The 18529-nt window shown below is 42.7% G+C and carries 17 protein-coding genes; 6 read left to right on the top strand and 11 right to left on the bottom strand.

Annotated features, from left to right (window positions below; translation table 11 throughout):
• Positions 1 to 273 precede the first annotated feature (273 nt).
• Together HUN01_RS19690 and HUN01_RS19685 are read left to right on the top strand one after the other, a co-directional pair.
• Complete coding sequence (locus HUN01_RS19690; protein ID WP_181927615.1) at positions 274 to 741, top strand: VOC family protein; 468 nt, start codon at positions 274 to 276, stop codon at positions 739 to 741.
• Between the two features lie 28 nt (positions 742 to 769).
• Positions 770 to 1066 carry a hypothetical protein gene (locus HUN01_RS19685; protein WP_181932744.1) on the top strand — a complete coding sequence of 99 codons (297 nt, stop codon included), beginning with the start codon at positions 770 to 772 and terminating at the stop codon, positions 1064 to 1066.
• Positions 1067 to 1114: 48 nt separating this feature from the next.
• Here HUN01_RS19685 and HUN01_RS19680 read toward each other — a convergent pair whose 3' ends face one another.
• From HUN01_RS19680 to HUN01_RS19645, 8 genes are all read right to left on the bottom strand, one after another.
• On the bottom strand, positions 1115 to 1804 hold the full coding sequence (locus HUN01_RS19680; RefSeq protein WP_181927614.1) for a Uma2 family endonuclease: 690 nt from the start codon (positions 1802 to 1804) through the stop codon (positions 1115 to 1117).
• 58 nt (positions 1805 to 1862) lie between these two features.
• Positions 1863 to 2627 carry a class I SAM-dependent methyltransferase gene (locus tag HUN01_RS19675; protein WP_181927613.1) on the bottom strand — a complete coding sequence of 255 codons (765 nt, stop codon included), beginning with the start codon at positions 2625 to 2627 and terminating at the stop codon, positions 1863 to 1865.
• Between the two features lie 133 nt (positions 2628 to 2760).
• On the bottom strand, positions 2761 to 4173 hold the full coding sequence (locus tag HUN01_RS19670) for a TolC family protein (RefSeq protein ID WP_181927612.1): 1413 nt from the start codon (positions 4171 to 4173) through the stop codon (positions 2761 to 2763).
• Between the two features lie 116 nt (positions 4174 to 4289).
• Positions 4290 to 4961: an ABC transporter ATP-binding protein gene (locus tag HUN01_RS19665; protein WP_275944576.1), complete on the bottom strand. Its 672-nt coding sequence runs from the start codon at positions 4959 to 4961 to the stop codon at positions 4290 to 4292.
• 165 nt (positions 4962 to 5126) lie between these two features.
• Positions 5127 to 5534 (bottom strand): four helix bundle protein, encoded by a 408-nt coding sequence (locus HUN01_RS19660; RefSeq protein ID WP_181927611.1) that lies wholly within the window; start codon positions 5532 to 5534, stop codon positions 5127 to 5129.
• Positions 5535 to 5640: 106 nt separating this feature from the next.
• The gene (locus tag HUN01_RS19655) at positions 5641 to 6921 is read right to left on the bottom strand and encodes an ABC transporter permease (RefSeq protein WP_181927610.1); all 1281 of its coding nucleotides are present in this window, start codon (positions 6919 to 6921) and stop codon (positions 5641 to 5643) included.
• Between the two features lie 22 nt (positions 6922 to 6943).
• Positions 6944 to 8533 carry an efflux RND transporter periplasmic adaptor subunit gene (locus HUN01_RS19650; RefSeq protein WP_181927609.1) on the bottom strand — a complete coding sequence of 530 codons (1590 nt, stop codon included), beginning with the start codon at positions 8531 to 8533 and terminating at the stop codon, positions 6944 to 6946.
• 101 nt (positions 8534 to 8634) lie between these two features.
• Complete coding sequence (locus HUN01_RS19645) at positions 8635 to 9186, bottom strand: hypothetical protein (protein WP_181927608.1); 552 nt, start codon at positions 9184 to 9186, stop codon at positions 8635 to 8637.
• Positions 9187 to 9617: 431 nt separating this feature from the next.
• Between HUN01_RS19645 and HUN01_RS19640 the strand changes: the two genes are divergently transcribed.
• Positions 9618 to 10505, top strand: a complete 888-nt coding sequence (locus HUN01_RS19640; protein ID WP_181927607.1) for a tetratricopeptide repeat protein — start codon at positions 9618 to 9620, stop codon at positions 10503 to 10505.
• 207 nt (positions 10506 to 10712) lie between these two features.
• Here the strand turns inward: HUN01_RS19640 and HUN01_RS19635 are convergent, their stop codons facing one another.
• Entirely contained in the window at positions 10713 to 11111 is a 399-nt protein-coding gene (locus HUN01_RS19635) for a response regulator (protein WP_069073372.1), read from the bottom strand.
• A gap of 491 nt (positions 11112 to 11602) precedes the next feature.
• On the opposite strand from HUN01_RS19635, the gene gyrA reads away from it, so the two are divergent.
• The 3 genes from gyrA (at position 11603) to HUN01_RS19620 (ending at position 15023) form a co-directional block, all read left to right on the top strand.
• Positions 11603 to 14089, top strand: a complete 2487-nt coding sequence (gene gyrA / locus HUN01_RS19630) for a DNA gyrase subunit A (RefSeq protein ID WP_181927606.1) — start codon at positions 11603 to 11605, stop codon at positions 14087 to 14089.
• 249 nt (positions 14090 to 14338) lie between these two features.
• Positions 14339 to 14416, top strand: coding sequence for a GNAT family N-acetyltransferase (locus tag HUN01_RS36620; RefSeq protein ID WP_420832814.1), 78 nt, complete (start codon positions 14339 to 14341; stop codon positions 14414 to 14416).
• 421 nt (positions 14417 to 14837) lie between these two features.
• Positions 14838 to 15023: a chlorophyll a/b-binding protein gene (locus HUN01_RS19620; RefSeq protein ID WP_181927604.1), complete on the top strand. Its 186-nt coding sequence runs from the start codon at positions 14838 to 14840 to the stop codon at positions 15021 to 15023.
• 146 nt (positions 15024 to 15169) lie between these two features.
• Here the strand turns inward: HUN01_RS19620 and rpoD are convergent, their stop codons facing one another.
• Complete coding sequence (rpoD, locus tag HUN01_RS19615; RefSeq protein ID WP_069073375.1) at positions 15170 to 16339, bottom strand: RNA polymerase sigma factor RpoD; 1170 nt, start codon at positions 16337 to 16339, stop codon at positions 15170 to 15172.
• A 1538-nt stretch (positions 16340 to 17877) separates the two neighbouring features.
• Positions 17878 to 18525 (bottom strand): fasciclin domain-containing protein, encoded by a 648-nt coding sequence (locus tag HUN01_RS19610; protein WP_181927603.1) that lies wholly within the window; start codon positions 18523 to 18525, stop codon positions 17878 to 17880.
• Positions 18526 to 18529: the final 4 nt, after the last annotated feature.

Raw genomic sequence — 18529 nt, 5'->3', positions numbered from 1 at the left:
TGGGTAACTAGGACTAGTTGTGCGATTCGTTGAGTGAGGAATCACGGTATCAGTCCGTAAATAGCCACTCCAGCTAGTAATAGCTGAACTCTTAGAATGATGTAGGTGAAAGCCCTACCCGCCAGATTCAGGCGTGGCTATTTACCTGGTGCGGGGCATAATAGCCCCCATTGACTCTACCCACAGTCTAAAGAATAATCAAAAGCCATGATAGATTTTTAGTAGGAATAGTAAACTTTAAAAAAAGTTCAACTTTTATCCTAGTGTTTGATTATGCTATCTAGCACCCAATCCCTGAAAAGTATCCTTGCGCCAGGAAATCTGCGAAGAGTACATCACATTGCCCTCAACGTCCAGGATATGCAAGCCTCGCGCTACTTTTATGGCACGATCCTGGGTTTGCACGAACTTACAGGCGACGAAGTACCCGCAACTCTGGTGGAACTTGTCGCATCGGGGAAAGTAGCCAACTTCATCACTCCCGATGGTACAATTTTGGATTTATTTGGGGAACCAGAATTATCACCACCAGATCCCAATCCAGAAAAGACGTTCACCAGAGCGTATCATCTAGCTTTTGACATCGATCCGCAGTTATTCGATCGCGCGGTGACAGTGATCAGAGAAAATAAAATAGCGATCGCACACGGCCCAGTCACTCGTCCTACTGGTAGAGGAGTGTATTTTTACGATCCAGATGGCTTTATGATTGAAATTCGTTGCGATCCAGAAGCCATTTAACTTAAGGGTAATAACACAAGTATCTATGATGACCGCGAAACTCACGCAATTATTTAAAGTAATTGAAGATACAATCACAAATCCGCCAATTCCACATGAACCATACAAGCAATCATTGAAAGCTTGGGCGATGTATTGTTTGCGAGACAAAGGTTTTATAGTCGCTTATGCTCAAAATGCCGACTTTGCCATTGAAAGAAAACGTGAAGAAAAGCTATATTTTAAAGTTTCAAATAGCCCTGATGATTTAGATGATTCTCTTAGCTGGATTGTTTGGGATAGTGCAACCAAAAGCGCCAATCTCATTCCCCAAAAAATAGACTGATGCCAAATATCCCTGATTCCTGAATTCTGACTCCTGAATTCTGACTAACTATCTTTCTTCCCCAGACAATTGCTGCACAAACATTTGATGTTCTGGCGAATCTAATCCCAACTGCAAGACAGCCAATACTTGCGGCATATTGCCAGCAAGTAAATCTGACATTGACAACCACAAACCAGGAAAAACTTTACTTTTGATAATTCCATCTGCGTCCAGTTCTAAGGACACATATTCTCCTTGTTGCAGGCAAAACCAATCTAATTTATTTTCAAATATTTGCCAAATAATGTATTCTTTTACCCCGTTACGACCATAGACTTTTTTCTTGTCATGTAAATCAATAGCAACACTGCTAGCTGCAATCTCTATTACGAGTTCTGGCGCACCTTCGATGTAATCATCATCACTTAAACGAGATTGTCCCTGAGATGTTGGTGTTATTAATAGCACTCCATCTGGTTGTGGCTCATTGTCTCGATCTAAGCGGACTGTTGGTTCAATTCCCAATCTCACCCCAGGAGTGGCAATTTGGTAAGTCCATAACCAACCTATTAGATGACCATGTGGTTCAGCATGACTTTCAAAGCGTAATGGGGATGCCAAGTATACAACTCCTTCAATTAATTCTGCCTTTTGATGACGGGGCATTGCTTGATAGCGTCGCTCAAATTCGTAGCGAGTGAGGCGATCGCCATTTTCTAAAGGAGGAATTCGCCGCTTGAGTGATAAGTTGACCATGATTTTCTGCTCTGGCAAGGAGTCTTACTTTATTATGGCTTGACACCTTAATTACGAATTACGAATTAGTATTGGGTTTCTCAAACACCATTAAATGCTGTTGAGGTAACAAGTTTTTGGTTTCCCGCCAAACCAAACCAACTGATTGCATTTCTTTGCGGACTTGCTTTTGAGTCATTTTGTGCAGACCTTTAATCATAATAAAAGGATTTTCACTCCTGTACTCAACCAACACTACCCGACCACCTGGTTTAAGTGCTTTCACAATTCCTTGCATCACTTCTTGGGGATACTCAAGTTCATGATAAGCATCTACCATCAAGGCTAAATCGATACTTTCAGATGGTAAGTTGGGGTTACTAAGAGTTGCCAAAACAGGCTCAACATTGGTGATATTTTTCTCTTTTTTGAATAACTCAATGATTTCTAACATTTCTGGCTGAACATCTACAGCCAATACCTTCCCATCTGTTAATAACGGTGCAATGCGAAAGCTTAAGTAACCTGTACCAGCACCAATATCTGCTACTACATTGTTAGGTTTAAGGTTAAGGAGACTGACTATTTTACTTGGCTGTTCCTCTCCCTCTCGGCTGGGACGTTCTAGCCAGCCAGCGCCAGTGTATCCCATAACTTGGGCAATTTCTCGCCCCATGTAGTATTTGCCGATACCATCTGGACTGTGGATAAGCCGTTGTTCGTAAACCGTGGTCGATGGAGAATCTGCTCTTGCTATGGCATTTGGGTTAACCAGCAAGCATTCAAGTATTAACAAAAAAATTACTATAAAAGGTAGGATTTTAAGCTTGTGGTTATAACTCATCCTTTTTTGGAGATTAATAAAATCTAAGTTTTACCCATTGATCTTAATCTTGAAGTGGATCAAATTACGGTGGATGCCAACTCGCTTCTACCTAAAAACGACAAACAGCTTGAATTTATTTAGTGATTTGACCTTAACGCGAAGCCCTGGAAGTGACTGATCTTTGCAAACTAGCTAGAGCGCGATTGTAATCCAAAATAGCTGTGATTCGATTACCTTCTGCTCTTGTCAGGTCATTTTCAGCTGCAATTACCTCTGTTTGAGTGCCCACACCAGCTTGGAACCTGAGCCTTGCTAAATTCAAAGCTTCTCTGGCTTGATTTAAAGCCACACTAGAAGTTTGCACATTCTCTAAATTGGCTTGCAATTGAGAGTAAAACTGTTCGACATTAAAGCGGATGATGTCACGCTGGCTACCAAATTGACTCTCTGCGATCGCAATATTAGCTTTCGACTGAGCCGCTCTTGCTCTTGCTGCTCCCCCATCATACAAATTTAAATTTCCTTGAATTCCCACTGAATAGCCATCAGTAACGCCGACGCCATCATCAAACCGATCTATCAAGTTATAGTTACCTGTCAAACTAAGTTGCGGCCCTAACTGTGAAAGTGCTTGTCGTCGCTGTTGCTCACTAATGTTACGTTGTGCTAATTGCTGTTGCAGTTCTGGACGATTTTGAAAGGCTCTGACAATAGTTTCTTCAAGTGTTGGCTGCCAAAGGCCCGCTAATTGTACTGGATCTGCCGCAGCGATATTAACTGATTGTGCCAAACTTAACCGAGTTGCTAACTGACGACGAGCAACTTGCTGGTCTGAGATAGCATTAGTCAGTAGTTGTTGGGCGTTTGCTAAATTCACTTGAGCTTGCAGCACATCGAACCGCGTACCTACTCCAGCCTGTTCTCTCGCTTGGGTATCTCGTAAACTAGCCTGGGCATTTTCCACAGCAGACCGATTAATTCGTACTTGTTCATCTGCTTCTTGCAAATCGTAATATTCGGTCGTGACATTCAACTCGATTTCCAGAGATGTACTCTCAACATCTAACTCATCTACCCTTAGCTGTTCCTCTGCGGCTCGGATAGCACCTTGTCGGTTTCCAGAAGTATAGAGGTCATAATTCAGTTGTGCTGAACCATTGAAAGAGGTGCTAGCTTCTGATGAATTGCTAGTAAAACCATTACCACTGTTAGTTAAACTACTATTGAGTCCAACAGTAGGAAGCAAGGCAGCTTGAGACTCGCGTAAGGATGAGCGACTGCGTTCTAGCTCTAATATGGCTACTTGTAAATCTCGATTGTTGCGTTTTGCTAGTTCCAAAGCTTGTGCCAAACTGATTGGCACAGTTCCCTGAATTTGTACTTCCTGCGGTTTGGTAGGAAATTGGAGAGGATTAGGATTGGGGTTGAGGTTATCGGGAACCTGTACAGGTCTTGAGGAATTCTGCGGTTTTGGGGGAGTTGCTGCACTTGCTAAAGTTGGAAAAAGAATAGCAATCGCTACGGGAATCCAGGTAGAATGCGCGAAGAATAAGCTGAAATTCATAATCTAGATGTAGTCATTAATTAGGCTTTTTTGAGGATAAATCAAAAGTTTTGATCCTGATTGACCTACAGAGATTTAAATCTTAAATTCCCCCTCCAAGGTGTAATCTTAACAAATTAGCCTACAATCAAGCCATCCTGAACTCGAATAATTCTTTTGGTTTGAGCGGCGATATCTGGCTCATGAGTGACGATAACAATTGTGATTCCTTGGTTATTAAGCTCTGTTAGCAAACTCATCACCTCATGGGAAGTTTCGGTATCTAAAGCCCCCGTTGGCTCGTCTGCCAAAACTAATGCAGGTCGGTTGACCAAAGCACGAGCGATCGCTACTCGTTGTTGTTGTCCCCCAGATAGTTGACTAGGACGGTTAGATGTGCGTCCTTCTAATCCTACTTTTTCCAGGGCTTCTAATGCTCTTTCACGGCGTTTTGGTTTGGGTAAATTAGCATAAACCATTGGTAACATGACGTTTTCCAGCGCTGTTGCCCGCGCCAATAGGTTAAATTGTTGAAAAACAAAACCTATTCTTTGGTTACGAATATAAGCTAATTCATCATCATCAAAAGTCGTCAGGTTTCTCCCTTCAAAAATATAGTCCCCAGTTGTGGGACGATCCAGACATCCCAAAATATTCATGAGCGTAGATTTTCCCGAACCTGATGCACCCATAATCGAGACATATTCCCCCTCCTCAATAGAGAGTTCAATTCCCTTAAGTATTGGAACACTAACTTCTCCCAAGTAGTAAGTTTTAGTAATAGATTCCATCCAGATCATTGTTGGCATAATTGAGTGCTGAGTAGTGAGGGCTGAGTGCTGAGTAGTGAGAAATGAATAGTAAAGTGAGTAGTGAGAGTTCATTTATAGCCGTAGTCACATAGATTAGGACAGTGCTGATTGCTCAAAGGCATGAAAAAACTGGGTTTTTACTCAGCACTCAGCCCTCACTACTCAGCACTTTTCTTTAGTGATGGGGGCTGAGTTTTTTTGATGTTTTTGCTTACTAACTGAGATGCGAAGACCGCCAATAATTTTGCCCACTTCTTCTGCTTGATTTAAAAGTTGGTTGAATTTGACTTGATCGAGGTAGCCAACATCTAGAGCTACATAAAGTTGAGAACGCAATTCTGCACAAGATGACTTCGCTATTGAAAGAAACTGATGAAATTCTCCTAAATAACTTCTTTCAAATCCCTCTGCAATGTTAGACATGATAGATACTGCTGCCCTTTGTATTTGTCCCGATAATCCAAAGTCTCTAGCAAACGCCCCCTGCTGAGTAACCTGATAAATATCTCTAGTAAGAATTCTTGCTTTTTGCCAAGCAATCAAATCTTCAAATCGCTCAACTTTACTCATTTTACTGACTACTCAAATTTTGAAAATTAACAACTAAGTAACTTACAACTGGGCACTCATTACTCACTACTCACTACTCAGCACTCAGCACTCAGCACTCTTAAACTTAGTCGCTTCTTAAAGCAGTGATTGGATCTAATTTAGATGCGTTCCGTGCTGGAATCACCCCAGCAACTAAGCCAACGCTCAATGAAAGTGCAAACCCAGCAATGATGGACAAGAAAGAAATGACAAAGGGAAATTTGAAAATATTTGCAGCAGTAAAGGCTAATACAATCCCAGTGGCCATACCAATAGTTCCACCAGCAATGGAAATCACGATCGCTTCGGCTAAAAATTGATTCAGGATTGCAGAATTAGTTGCCCCTACGGCTTTACGAATGCCGATTTCTCGCGTCCGCTCAACTACGGAAACCAGCATAATGTTGGCAATACCAATTCCCCCAACTACCAACGAAATTCCCGCGATCGCTACTACCATGACTGTAAATAAACCCACCACATTAGTGAAGGTGCTAACAATATCAGCTTGATTGGTCAGCCGAAAATCATCAGCTTGTGGTGGATAAATGTTGTGACGCAACCGTAAGAGATTGGTGACTTGAAACTGAGCAGCTTCTAATTCTTCCTGATTAGCACCTTTGACTAAAATTCCATTTACAGAAACGCCTACCAAGGCATTATTCCCAACTAGTCTCTTCGACATACTAGTTAGAGGAATGAAAACCTGGTCATCTCGATCCATCGGCCCTTGAGAACCTTTAGGTTCCATCACTCCAATCACTTCGTAAGCCTCTCCCTGAATCCGAATTCGCTCACCGATAGGATTTACACCCTGTCCAAAGAGTGTGTTTTGGACTGTGGGGCCAAGAATAGCTACCTGTGCGGCAATATCTAATTCTTCCTGAGTGAAATATCTCCCTTGCTGGGGGTTGGTATTTCTGACTTCTGGGTAGTTCAAATCCGTGCCATAAATGGTTGTTGAAGTATTCTGTCCTGCATATACAACTTGGGCAGTCCGTTGGAGATAAGCAGAAACCATCTGTGCTGATGGCGCTTGTGTAGCGATCGCCTGTGCATCTTCCCAAGTCAAGGTGCTGCTAGAACCGACTCCTTGACGGACATTCCCGCTTCTTGCAGCACCCGCTAAGATTTGGATCACATCTGTACCCAATGCTTGTATCTGTTGTTCAACCCCCTTTTGCACTCCCTGACCAACAGAAGTAATCGCAATGACTGATGAAATTCCAATAATCACGCCCAACATCGTTAGACCTGTGCGTAATTTATTACTCCACAGAGTCTCTGCCGCCATTGTCAAAATTTCTAACAACGGTACTGTGCGGGTCTTCTTAGCTTTCTTAGAGCCGCTAAATATCTTAAACATAAGGTTTTATTTACAACTAACTTTAAGAACCACCGCCACCGCCTCCTCTTCCGCCGCCACCACCTCCTCTTCCACCACCACCACCGCCACCCCCGCCTCCTCCTAGACCGGGAAAAACTCCGCCTCGTGGTGTTGATTGCGGACGTGATCCTGGTGGGAAACTGAGCAATACTCTTTCGTCTCCTGTCAATCCAGACTTAACTTCAGTAAAGTTATTTGCGGTGACACCAGTCTCGATGCGAGTGAACACAGGTTTGTTATCTGCTCCAGCCACAAACACACCTGTGGCATTTTGTTGGCGCACGACTGAGGCCGTTGGCACTACTAAAGCATTTTCAACTTGACCGACTTGAAAATCTACTTCGACATTCATCCCAGACCGCAGTAGCCTTTCCGGGTCTGAAAGCGATACTCTGACTTCAAAACTGGTGACGTTTTGCGCGACTATTGCTTGGGCAGCAATTTGGCTGACTTTACCTTCAAAGGTTTTTCCTGGATAGGCATCTGCTTGAATCGAGACTTTTTGACCAAGGCTGATTTTAGAAATATTTGTTTCTGCTAAACTGGCGACAATCTCATTTGTTGAAGCGAGAGACAAGATTGAAGAAGAAGAAGAAGAAGCTACTTCACTACTAGCAGTTGTAGGTGTCACGAAGGCGCCGGGATCAGCAAACTTCTTTGTCACCACACCATCAAAAGGGGCGCGAATGATCGTGTCATTGATTTGAGCTTGGATGTTTTGCAGCGAACCACGAGCAGATGTTACCTGGGCGCGGGCTGCGTCAATATCTTCTTGGCGCGTTCCGGCTTTCACAAGTGCCAAAGCTTGCTGTCTCTGCTTCACCACGGCTCGGGCTTGCTCGATGTCTTCTGGACGTGACCCGGCTTTTTGCAACCCCAGTGCTTGCTGTGCTTCATTAACTTGAGCTTGAGCGCTGTCGCGGTTGGAACGGTTTTGGTTAAGAGTCTGAAGGGAAATACCGCCTGCATTGTAAAGTTGTTGATTACGAACCAAATCATCTTCTGCTTGGCGAAGGGAGGCTTGAGCGCTTTGCAAGCGTGCCTGTGCTTGGGCTATATCTTGAGAGCGATTACCTGCTTGTACCTTTTGCAGATTGGCCTGGGCTTCGTCTAATACTCCTTGGGCTTGAGCAATATCTTGAGGGCGATTACCTGCGATCGCTTTTTGCAAATTCGCCTCGGCTTGTGCCAACTGTCCTTGAGCAGAGGTGAGTTGCCCCCGGAGGTTAGAATCATCCATGTAAGCGACAATCTGTCCTTGCTTGACGAGATCCCCTTCCTTCGCCAACAGTGTTTTCAAGATGCCGGAATTTTTCGGGCTGAGGTTAATTGACCGTTCAGGCTTCACCGTTCCGTTAGCTGAAACTGTCATTGTTAAACTCTGCCTTTGTACAGGTCTTGTCAGCACCCGACGACTGGCTTCTTGGCGGGAAACAACGGCTACTTGGTAATAAACTGCATAGCCAATTCCCCCCAAAAGGCAAAGAGCAATTAGCCAAGAGAGCCAATTACGTCTGACCTTTTTTTTCTTTACCTCTGGAACCAAAGCTGGTGATGATGAATCTACGGTGTTTGATGTATCAATTTTCATATCCACTTTTTCTATAAAGAACGGCTACCGAGCTAGTTATTCACGGCTAAAACTATAGCCTGGTAGCCCTATACTGACAATGATTTTGAGTTTTTAGTGTTTTAAAGGTTTATTTGCAGTACCAATCCACTAGGAAGTCTGAAGAAATTATCACGGACTCTCACTAATCTTCTAGATGGAACAACTTCCTGATTAGGAAGAAGAATATCTCCGTTAGGAAGTCTGTAATAACCTTGATTACGCAGTCTGACTATGGATCTAGCAGGAATAATTTGCCCATTGGGATATCTGATATCACCATTACCAAGTCTGACTACTCTGCTATAGGGTTGGTTGTTACGGTTCCAATTGTCCCTGTCTCTAGAGTTTCTGATTTCTCCAGGATAGGGTCTGCCATCACGGTTCCAATTGTCCCTGTCTCTAGAGTTTCTGACTTCTACAGGATAGGGTCTGCCGTTACGGTTCCAATTACCCCTGTCTCTAGAGTTTCTGACTTCTCTAGAGTTGCTTCTGCCGTCGCGATCCCAATTTTGATTGCGATCGCTAACAACATAGACTTCCGTCTGGGCATTTGCAGGCGCAGTCAACAGAGTGGGAACAATGATCAAAGCAGCAGCAGCTAAAACTATCGATACACGGTTTGGTTTCAACATGGAATTAACTCCTAATTGGCATTAAACTTCTATTTTGCTGATGTTTAAATTCAGCAATCTTAGACAGTTGCTTTTGTTTGGACATCAAAGTGTTTAATATTTACCTCATCGTATAAATTCATACATTATAATTATCGATCAAAAAGTCCAAACCTATGTATGACGAAAGTCACTAGTAATTCCAGGCTGAGGTATGACGAAAGTCATCAGTTTTTTTAATGGGGACTGGGAATTGGGTATAAATTGTTTTTGTTATAGAAATGTCAAGAACTAATAACTTCAGGAAGAGGAGGTTTAAGTCAACTAAAGTTTCTGTTAATACTTCTGCCTCCTCCCTCATGCCTTTGTTTGTAAGATTTTGCTGCCGTCAACAGCGGAGATCGTTTAAGCTAGCTGAAAGATTCTTTGATTAGTGGCTTAAAGGCGGTAATGTGCCTAAACATGTTCGTTTGATTTCTTTTCTAATGGTTTGTAGTTTGTGGAGTATGCCAAAAGCCGCTAACGCGCAGGCATTAATACCCCATACACTGCAATTAGATCCGACAAAGTTAGAGAAGCAGGGGTTGAGCTTGGCGCAAGAGGCGGCTCAACTAGCTCAGTTTCAACAGGTTGAACTAGCTTTGCCACGAGCGCGGCTGGCTAGTCAGCTGGCTCCTGGGAATGACAAGGTATGGTTGCTGTTAGGTGGATTGCAACTGCAAACTAAAGAGTTTGACGCAGCGATCGCTAGCCTGAAAAAAGCGCAATCTATCAACCCCAAAAATGGTGATATTTTGTTTGCTTTGGGTTCAGCTAATTTTCAGCAGAAAAATTACCAAGCAGCTCTTGTCAATTACCAAGAGGGTTTGAAGTTAAAACCCAATGATCCAGAGGGTTTGTTTAATTTGGGTAATGCTTACTTTATGCTGGGTCGATTGCCTGATGCGATCGCGCAGTACAATACAGCAGTCTCTAAAGATAAAAAATTCTGGCCAGCGCTCAACAATATTGGCTTAATCAACTACGAACAGGGTGATATCCCCGGAGCGATTAAGCAATGGCAATCTGCTGTCACCATTGACAAACAAGCCGCAGAACCTTTATTGGCCTTAGCAGTGGCACTCTATACTAAAGGCGATCGTCAACAAGGACTAACCTTGGGAGAAACTGCGCTCCGGATCGATTCGCGCTATGCTAATTTGGATTTCCTCAAAGAAAATCTCTGGGGCGATCGCTTATTGTCTGATACGAAAAAATTCCTAGAATTACCCCGTATTCAAGCAGCCCTACAGCAACCAGCAAACTCATCATCAGCCCCTAGGCAACAGCCTACTCAATAAGAGTGGGGAGCAGGGGGAGCAGGGGGAGCAGTGGAAGAAGAATTATTGATTAATTCCCAATGCCCAGTTCCCAATGCCCATTCCCCATTCCCCACTTGCCTAACAGTACCTTTTCGTAGTACATATATACTAAACAAATACGGGAAATAGTTGCCCAAAAATATTGGCGGGCAAGTATTCCTAAAATTAAGTCGTTAATTCCCAGTGTTAGTCTGTCGGTAGAAGTGCGATGATTTGGTCAACAAACTGTTGATGGTCAACAACTGGCTTAGAAATGTAGCCGTCAGCACCGCTTTGCTTAAGAAAGTTCTCGCGATCGCCTTCCATAGCATGTGCCGTAACCAAAATTACAGGCAAGTTTGCTGTTTTCGGATCAGATTTCAACATTTGTGTAATCTTGATTCCATCAACAGACTTGCCTTGGTAAACACTTCTGGACAGAGAAACATCCATCAAAATCAGGTCGGCTTCTCCTGATTGGGCAATTTTTATAACTTCTTCGACATTTTCAGTATGTTTTACACCCAAGCCGCCACGCTTGGACAAAATTTTGGAAAAAACACGAGCATTAATTAGATCGTCTTCGACAATTAAAACAGTTTTCATGAGAATTTTAGTTATAGAGGTGAGGAGATTAAAGAATTCCAGAATTCAAAATTAAGAAATGCAATCATGATCAAAAGGAGTCAGAAAACAGAATGGGCTACGCCCCGCTGCGCTAACAGAATTCAGAATAACCCAGCAATCAAGTCAGGCGTAACAGTCATGGAAAAAATTTTTTCTTCACGCGCGTTTAAAATCACTTGCTTTAAACCTCGATTCTCTATCCAGTCCCACAAAATCCATTCTGGATTCTGTCTCCTGAATTCTGAATTCTTCTTCGGTAAGTATGATGGCTACTAAGTTTATGTAGATTATACTCGTGTGCATCCTTTTTAATAGTCAATTGCATCCTCGTCATCAAGGATGATACTACTGCTTTTTCTTCTGCGACTATCAAAATTTTGTTATGAATCCTATTTGATCCGTTATGCTGTGGTTGCCGCAGTGTTGAGTTCCATCGGCTTTTGTGTAGTTAAATTTCAGGGAAAAAACTCATGGCAAAACAGTTAAACCTTCTCTCAACGGGACAGGTAATTCCAACAGCCCTGCACACCGAGATGCAACGGTCTTATCTAGAATATGCCATGAGCGTGATTGTCGGGCGAGCGCTACCAGACGTGCGTGATGGCTTAAAACCAGTGCATCGCCGCATTTTGTATGCAATGCACGAACTTGGTTTAGTACCAGATAGACCCTATCGAAAATGTGCCCGTGTAGTGGGTGATGTGTTGGGTAAATACCATCCCCACGGCGACCAATCAGTTTACGATGCCTTAGTCAGGCTGGTACAGGATTTTTCTAGCCGCTATCCTTTGCTGGCAGGGCACGGTAACTTTGGCAGTGTCGATAATGACCCGCCAGCGGCGATGCGCTACACAGAAACGCGCCTCGCACCGATCAGTCATGAGGGAATGCTGACAGAAATTGGCGAAGAAACTGTGGAATTTGTCGGGAACTTTGATAATTCCCAGCAAGAACCAACGGTGTTACCTGCTCAGTTGCCGTTTCTATTGCTCAATGGCTGTTCTGGTATTGCCGTAGGAATGGCAACGAATGTACCACCCCACAATTTGGGGGAAGTTGTCGATGGGTTAATTGCCTTAATCGACAATCCAGAATTGCCAGATGAAAAATTATTCGAGTTAATTCCAGGGCCAGATTTTCCCACTGGTGGAGAAATAATTGGTGAAACGGGAATTAGGGAAGCATACACCACAGGTAAAGGTGGAATTTTGCTACGGGGAGTCGCGACTCTGGAGGAAATTCCAGCCAGTCGGGGAAGCAAGCGACGGACGGCAATTATCATTACAGAATTGCCTTATCAAGTGAATAAGGCTGCCTGGATTGAGAAGGTAGCGGACTTAGTAAATCAAGGACGTTTGCAAGGAATTTCCGATCTTCGGGATGAGAGCGATCGCGAAGGGATGCGGGTAGTAATTGAACTCAAACGCGATACCAATCCCCAAGAAGTTCTCCAACATTTGTATCACCAAACTGCTTTACAAATGACTTTTGGGGCTATTCTCCTAGCAATAGTAGATGGACAACCCCGCCAATTAAGTTTGCGTCAACTTTTGCAGGAGTTTTTGAGTTTCCGAGAAGAGACGCTGAACCGCCGCTATAATTACGAGTTGGGTAAGGCCCAAAGTCGTGTGCATTTGGTGGAAGGTTTGCTGAAAGCGCTGTCTAATTTGGATGAGGTAATTCAAATTTTGCGCCAAGCTCCTGATGGCACTACGGCAAAAATTAATCTTTGTAGCCAACTGGATTTGAGTGAGGTACAAGGAGATGCAATTCTGGCTATGCCGTTGCGCCGCCTCACTAGTTTAGAACAGCAAAATTTGCAGCAGGAATTTGAGCAAATCAGCGAACAAATTAGTTTATTGGAGCAATTGCTGAACGATCGCCGCGAATTATTAAAGGCGCTGAAAAAAGAATTGCGATCGCTCAAGCGCAAGTACAACGATCCCCGGCGGACAAAAATCGGAGAGGAGCAGAAGTCTAAGGCAGAGGAGCAGAAGGGCACAGGGGCAGAGGAGGAGGAACTTAAATCTTCTGAACCAGTAGAAGAAGCGGTTTTAGAATTTACCCAACGCGGTTATGTCCGCCGCACTCAGCCATCTGGGAGAAAGTCAAAAGCTGAAAATGGTCTGCACGATAATGACTTCATTATCCAAACTGTGTTGACCGACACGGGGAAAGACTTGCTGATACTAACTGGTAGCGGCAAAGTCTACCCGGTGAATGTGGGAGAAATTCCCCCAACCACTGGACGTTCTCCACGGGGAAAACCTTTGATTACTATGCTCAGTAGTACTGCTCAAAGCGCTCAAGAAGATGTGGTCAGCCGCTTTTTGCTGCCGGAAAATCTTGAAACTAGGCAGATGATTCTCCTCACAAAACAGGGAAGAATTAAACGTCTGTCTCTGGGAGAATTTACTAACTTAACTCGGCGCGGAATCACGATTTTGAAGCTCAAAGACGATGATGAATTGTCATTTACCCAGTTCACCGCTCCAGGGGCGCATCTAATTTTAGCTAGTTCAGGTGGGCGAATGTTGCGCTTTGCAGCCAATGATGAACAATTACCAGTCATGGGTCGCACAGCGATGGGTTTACAAGCATTTCGGTTATTGAAAAATCAGCAAATGGTTGGCTGTGTCACTGTCGGTAAAGATGATCAACTGCTGCTAGTTACTCAAGAAGGATATGCCAAGCGGATGGCTGCGAGTCAGTTGAGAGCGGCTAATCGCGGCGATTTAGGCACGCAAGCGCTGAAATTTGCTAGCAAAACTGACAACTTAGCTGGTATGGTCATAGCGATCGCATCTGGTGAGGTAGCCTTAGTGACGAATAAGGAACGGGTAGTGCGGATACCTGTGGAAACAGTGCCGCTCTTAGGTAGAGATGTCAAAGGTGAAAGTATCCTCCAACTCAACCGCGATGAAAAAATTATCACTGTGGCTGAAGTGCGATCGTAAATTAGGGTGATGTTCAACTTGCGACAAGCCAACTTGCAGGATTTAGAGGCGCTAATCCAACTGCGTCTCGAACTCCTGCGGGAGGCTGGCGATATTAAAGGTGACTCGCGTAAATAATTAAAGGTTTGTAGTGGGGACTTTAGTCCTTTCTTAAGGGCTAAAGCCCTTACTACGAGCTAATTCAAGTGAATTTTAGATTACTTAATGTAGTTTGATTTATTCTTGCCCACTTACTTAGAAGCCTACATTATGAAGGTTTATACAATTCCGATGTGGCGAGGACAGGGAATTGCAACAGCCTTGTTAAAGGAAATTACAGCTTTGTGAGAGCAACTGAGGCAAGACGCCTCTGGCTTCTCTCCACTGAGGATGGTAAAAGTCTCTATAAAAAGCTTGGTTTTGTCTCGACTTCAAAAGAAATGGAAATTGTCTGGTAATGACTTAAACTATCAATATTTTCTTATCTTAAAATAACAAACTCTATTGGAAATAAAGCAATTTAAATAAAATATTTGAGAATTGATTTCAATAAGAGTATATTGTTTATAACGCTAAAATTCTAAATAACATTTATTTCACTTCAGTAAATCTTACTGAAGACAGATGCTTGAATCTGTATAAATAGCTATTCCTATTTATGTCAAGGTATGGAGATAAAAGTATAAAAAATGTTGCCTTTCTCAAAATATTTGTTATATTAGTTTACATAAGGCAATAAACCTTAAAAATTAAGTTTGGAGTTCAGACCATGACAAATGTAACCACCACAAAAGTAACTACTCCTGTAATTGAAGATCGGAACGCTTGGCGTTGGGGCTTTACCCCACAAGCAGAAATTTGGAACGGTCGTTTGGCAATGATTGGTTTTTCAGCAGCCATTTTGGTTGAAGTTTTTTCTGGTCAAGGCTTCCTACACTTTTGGGGCATCCTGTAAGTTTTAATATCTAAGATGACCTATAAATAAAAAAACCTGGAGTGCCAATTCACTACCAGGTTTTTTATTTTTTTTGTTATTAGTCAGTTGTCATTTGTCATTCGTTTATTTACTAATGACCAATGACCAATGACTAATGATACTAACTACCGAATATATTCCTTGAGAACGCTGTTGCGATTTGGATGGCGTAATTTGCGGAGTGCCTTTGCCTCAATTTGACGAATCCGTTCGCGGGTAACGTTGAAAATCTGTCCGATTTCCTCAAGGGTTTTCATCCGACCATCATCCAAGCCGTAACGTAGTCTGAGAACATCACGTTCACGTGGGCTGAGACTGTCGAGGACTTTTTCAAGGTCTTCGCGGAGAAGATTTTTGGAAACTTGGTCTTCTGGCGTTTCACCGTCGGATTCAATAAAATCGCCCAATCGAGAATCTTCTTCTTTACCAATAGGCGTTTCTAGTGAGATAGGTAACTGGGCAGATTTAGCAATGAACCGCAACTTCTCAATGGTCATTTCCATGCGAGTGGCGATTTCTTCTTCAGTGGGCTTACGACCCATCTCTTGAGATAGCAACTTGGTAGTTTTCTTAATCCGAGAGATGGTTTCGTAAAGGTGAACTGGAAGACGAATTGTGCGAGATTGATCTGCGATCGCACGGGTAATTGCTTGACGAATCCACCATGTAGCATAGGTGGAGAACTTATAACCTTTTTCGTGGTCAAACTTTTCAGCGGCACGAATCAAACCGAGACTGCCTTCCTGAATTAAGTCCTGGAACGACAAACCACGATTCATGTACTTCTTAGCAATTGAAACTACAAGACGGAGGTTAGATTGCACCATCTTGTCTTTCGCCCGACGACCAACATGGAGGCGATAACGAAAGGCTGGTAGTGGCAGTTGTACTGCTTCTGCCCATTCACTATCTCGAGGATCGCGATCTAATTGCTCACAGAGTCTTTCGCGGACTCTCTCTAATTCCAGCAAATCGGCTATTTTCCGCGCCAATTCAATTTCTTCGTCTGCCCGCAACAGACGAATTCTACCAATTTCTTGCAAGTAAAGCCGAATTGAATCTTCGGTATAGTGCTTTTTCTTGCTTTGTGTCCGACGACGCGATTTAGCGGCTTTTCCAGACTTTGCGTCGTCCTCATCAGACTGAGGCTCTAAAAATTCCTCGTCACCTTCATCGATGATCAGCAAGTCCTCTTCATCGTCTATTAAGAGTTCTTCTAACTCGAGCTCAGGCTGATTTATTATTTCTAGGTCAGGCTGATATATGCTTTCGAGTACGTTGTTAGCCTGGTTCATGCCGCGTTCCTCATGCTCCTTGCAGAATCAATTACTCAAGATGTGTTTACTGCTCTTTATAAACGAGCTAGTTATCAACCGAAAATAAGCTTTTTGGCAGATTTGCCAGAGATATTTTCGGACATTTTACACCTCCGTTAGGAGGGGCTTTTACTTTAGTTTAAGCAACTACTAAAGGTGATTTGCTCACTTTAGTAAATGTTATATGTGTTGCTATCACATACTGCTTTCAACTAACTGGTTAAAAAAAATACTCGCCCTTGTCAAAAAATTTGCCACTCTATACAAATGAGTTCATACTGTTGGCAGATTTTCCTATAAAGACTCTTCCGATTGTAGCCTGTTTCACAGAAATTGCACTCTTTTTGTGTATTAATCATGAATTCATTAAGCAACTGTTAGCCACGTTCACCAAAAAGACATTAAAAATGGGATTTATACCCTGAAATTTTTTCTCCACTTTTCGGAATTACAGTGACGCTCTTATTACATTACAAAGTAAGTACGCTTGCTTCTGCCGAATTTCATGTATTTTACACAACATTAATTACTGAGGAAGAGTGCATTTTATGTTAACTCAGACTATTCGTCTTAACCTACCCATTTTTACATTTCCTTCATAAATTACGCATTCCTTAGACTAAAGGGGGTCTTGTCGTTGGGTAAATACAACAAGTGTGGTGGTGCTTGCCTTAAACCAGTTAACCTTCTACTTACTCATTACCTTAACTGAGGAGTTGAGGTAGTGGCAGAATCGACCGATAGGAGATCAATTTAGGTTTAACTAATTCGGTCTTATTCACACGTTAGCGCACTGTGGCGATTTCAGCCCTATGAAACTTGACAAACTCTTCTTATTGTATACAAGGATATTTTAATCAATTCAAAAACAATTTGTCCTGTGAATTAGCCAATATAGTCCTAATCTTAGGCAAAAGTACATTAGATACATACGATACAATAGCAATCGCCACAGCACCACATGAAGATATTAACAAGTTTTCAGCTTTATGGTGTGTGCTTTCACTAGCCATCAACTTGAACACAGAGAACCCAGAAGATTGCCTGATAATTTAGTTACAATATTGTTTTACGTAACTTAATTGTAAATTTAAATACTTTTATTTCAGTGAGTTTCTGTCATCTTATGGTGATAAATCCTTAAAATACTTATTAATTGCTGTTTGACAGATGATATTCAGTTATTTTCTTAGAGGATAACAAATGTGTTTCTAGCTGGTGGGCGAAATTAATCAGCTAGTCAGAGCAAAGAGTATTATCTTGGCCAAATTTCCAATAAAATTGGTAGTTTTGCTCACACTCGAACATTGATTGTTTAGAAAATATTGACAAGAAGCAAATTATATGGTTTTAGACTAAGTGAGAAATTTAGAATTTTTGTTATTATGTAGTGCTGACTTACCACTTGTGTGACAAGTCAACCTAAATTTTTAATTGATTATTAGCGTCTAGTTGAAAATCAGGATGGCTTTCAAACCTACTCTTAACGAAAACTGGAAATTATAAGCTTTGCTAAACTATCGTGGTGTTGGGGTTGTGTTTAGACTTGCAGCAAAATTAGGTGGGAGAAGTACCTGATCAACTACATGAACAATGCCGTTGTTAGCTGGGATATCTGGCTGAGTCACTTTAGCGTTGTTGACTGTAATTGAGTTGCTAGCACGATCAACCGTTACTTTCACGGTACTACCCTCAACTGTTTTAACTTCTCCAGATGTCAATTGCTGGGAGGTAGTTCCCCCAGGGACGACATGGTAGGCCAGAAGCCTGACTAATTGTTGTTTGTTGGCTGGCTGCAAGAGTTGGTCTAGAGTAGCTTTCGGTAAAGCAGAGAAAGCGGCGTCAGTCGGTGCAAATACTGTGTAAGGGCCTGGTGTAGACAATTGTTCAGTTAAGCCAGCAGCTTGCACTGCTTGGATGAGGGTTTTAAACTGTCCTTGACTAGCTGCGGATGTTGCCAGTTCTGCTAAATTTTGGTTGGCAGTGGCGGCAGTAGGAGTTGGTGTAACGGGAGGAACAGTTGTTATGGGGGTTTCGGCAACGGGAGGGACAGTTGCAGTGGGAGTTTCTGTGACAGGTTGAGCGCAGGCAGACAGAGCAACCAAGCTACCTATGCCAATAATATTGAACAATGCTTTTTCTACTATGCCTTTGCTCGCTTTCATAGCT

Source organism: Nostoc edaphicum CCNP1411, assembly GCF_014023275.1.
Taxonomy (GTDB): Bacteria; Cyanobacteriota; Cyanobacteriia; order Cyanobacteriales; family Nostocaceae; genus Nostoc; species Nostoc edaphicum_A.
Note: the sequence above shows the minus strand (reverse complement) of the source record. Positions and strands in the feature narration are given on the sequence as shown.

Bases quoted from the DNA above. Each gene is read 5' to 3' on its own strand.
- rpoD (WP_069073375.1), bottom strand. From the start codon at position 16,339: ATGAACCAGGCTAACAACGTACTCGAAAGCATATATCAGCCTGACCTA.
- HUN01_RS19685 (WP_181932744.1), top strand. From the start codon at position 770: ATGACCGCGAAACTCACGCAATTATTTAAAGTAATTGAAGATACAATC.
- HUN01_RS19655 (WP_181927610.1), bottom strand. From the start codon at position 6,921: ATGTTTAAGATATTTAGCGGCTCTAAGAAAGCTAAGAAGACCCGCACA.
- HUN01_RS19665 (WP_275944576.1), bottom strand. From the start codon at position 4,961: ATGCCAACAATGATCTGGATGGAATCTATTACTAAAACTTACTACTTG.
- HUN01_RS19670 (WP_181927612.1), bottom strand. From the start codon at position 4,173: ATGAATTTCAGCTTATTCTTCGCGCATTCTACCTGGATTCCCGTAGCG.
- HUN01_RS19620 (WP_181927604.1), top strand. From the start codon at position 14,838: ATGACAAATGTAACCACCACAAAAGTAACTACTCCTGTAATTGAAGAT.
- gyrA (WP_181927606.1), top strand. From the start codon at position 11,603: ATGGCAAAACAGTTAAACCTTCTCTCAACGGGACAGGTAATTCCAACA.
- HUN01_RS19675 (WP_181927613.1), bottom strand. From the start codon at position 2,627: ATGAGTTATAACCACAAGCTTAAAATCCTACCTTTTATAGTAATTTTT.
- HUN01_RS19690 (WP_181927615.1), top strand. From the start codon at position 274: ATGCTATCTAGCACCCAATCCCTGAAAAGTATCCTTGCGCCAGGAAAT.
- HUN01_RS19650 (WP_181927609.1), bottom strand. From the start codon at position 8,533: ATGAAAATTGATACATCAAACACCGTAGATTCATCATCACCAGCTTTG.
- HUN01_RS19660 (WP_181927611.1), bottom strand. From the start codon at position 5,534: ATGAGTAAAGTTGAGCGATTTGAAGATTTGATTGCTTGGCAAAAAGCA.
- HUN01_RS19610 (WP_181927603.1), bottom strand. From the start codon at position 18,525: ATGAAAGCGAGCAAAGGCATAGTAGAAAAAGCATTGTTCAATATTATT.
- HUN01_RS36620 (WP_420832814.1), top strand. From the start codon at position 14,339: ATGAAGGTTTATACAATTCCGATGTGGCGAGGACAGGGAATTGCAACA.
- HUN01_RS19635 (WP_069073372.1), bottom strand. From the start codon at position 11,111: ATGAAAACTGTTTTAATTGTCGAAGACGATCTAATTAATGCTCGTGTT.
- HUN01_RS19680 (WP_181927614.1), bottom strand. From the start codon at position 1,804: ATGGTCAACTTATCACTCAAGCGGCGAATTCCTCCTTTAGAAAATGGC.
- HUN01_RS19645 (WP_181927608.1), bottom strand. From the start codon at position 9,186: ATGTTGAAACCAAACCGTGTATCGATAGTTTTAGCTGCTGCTGCTTTG.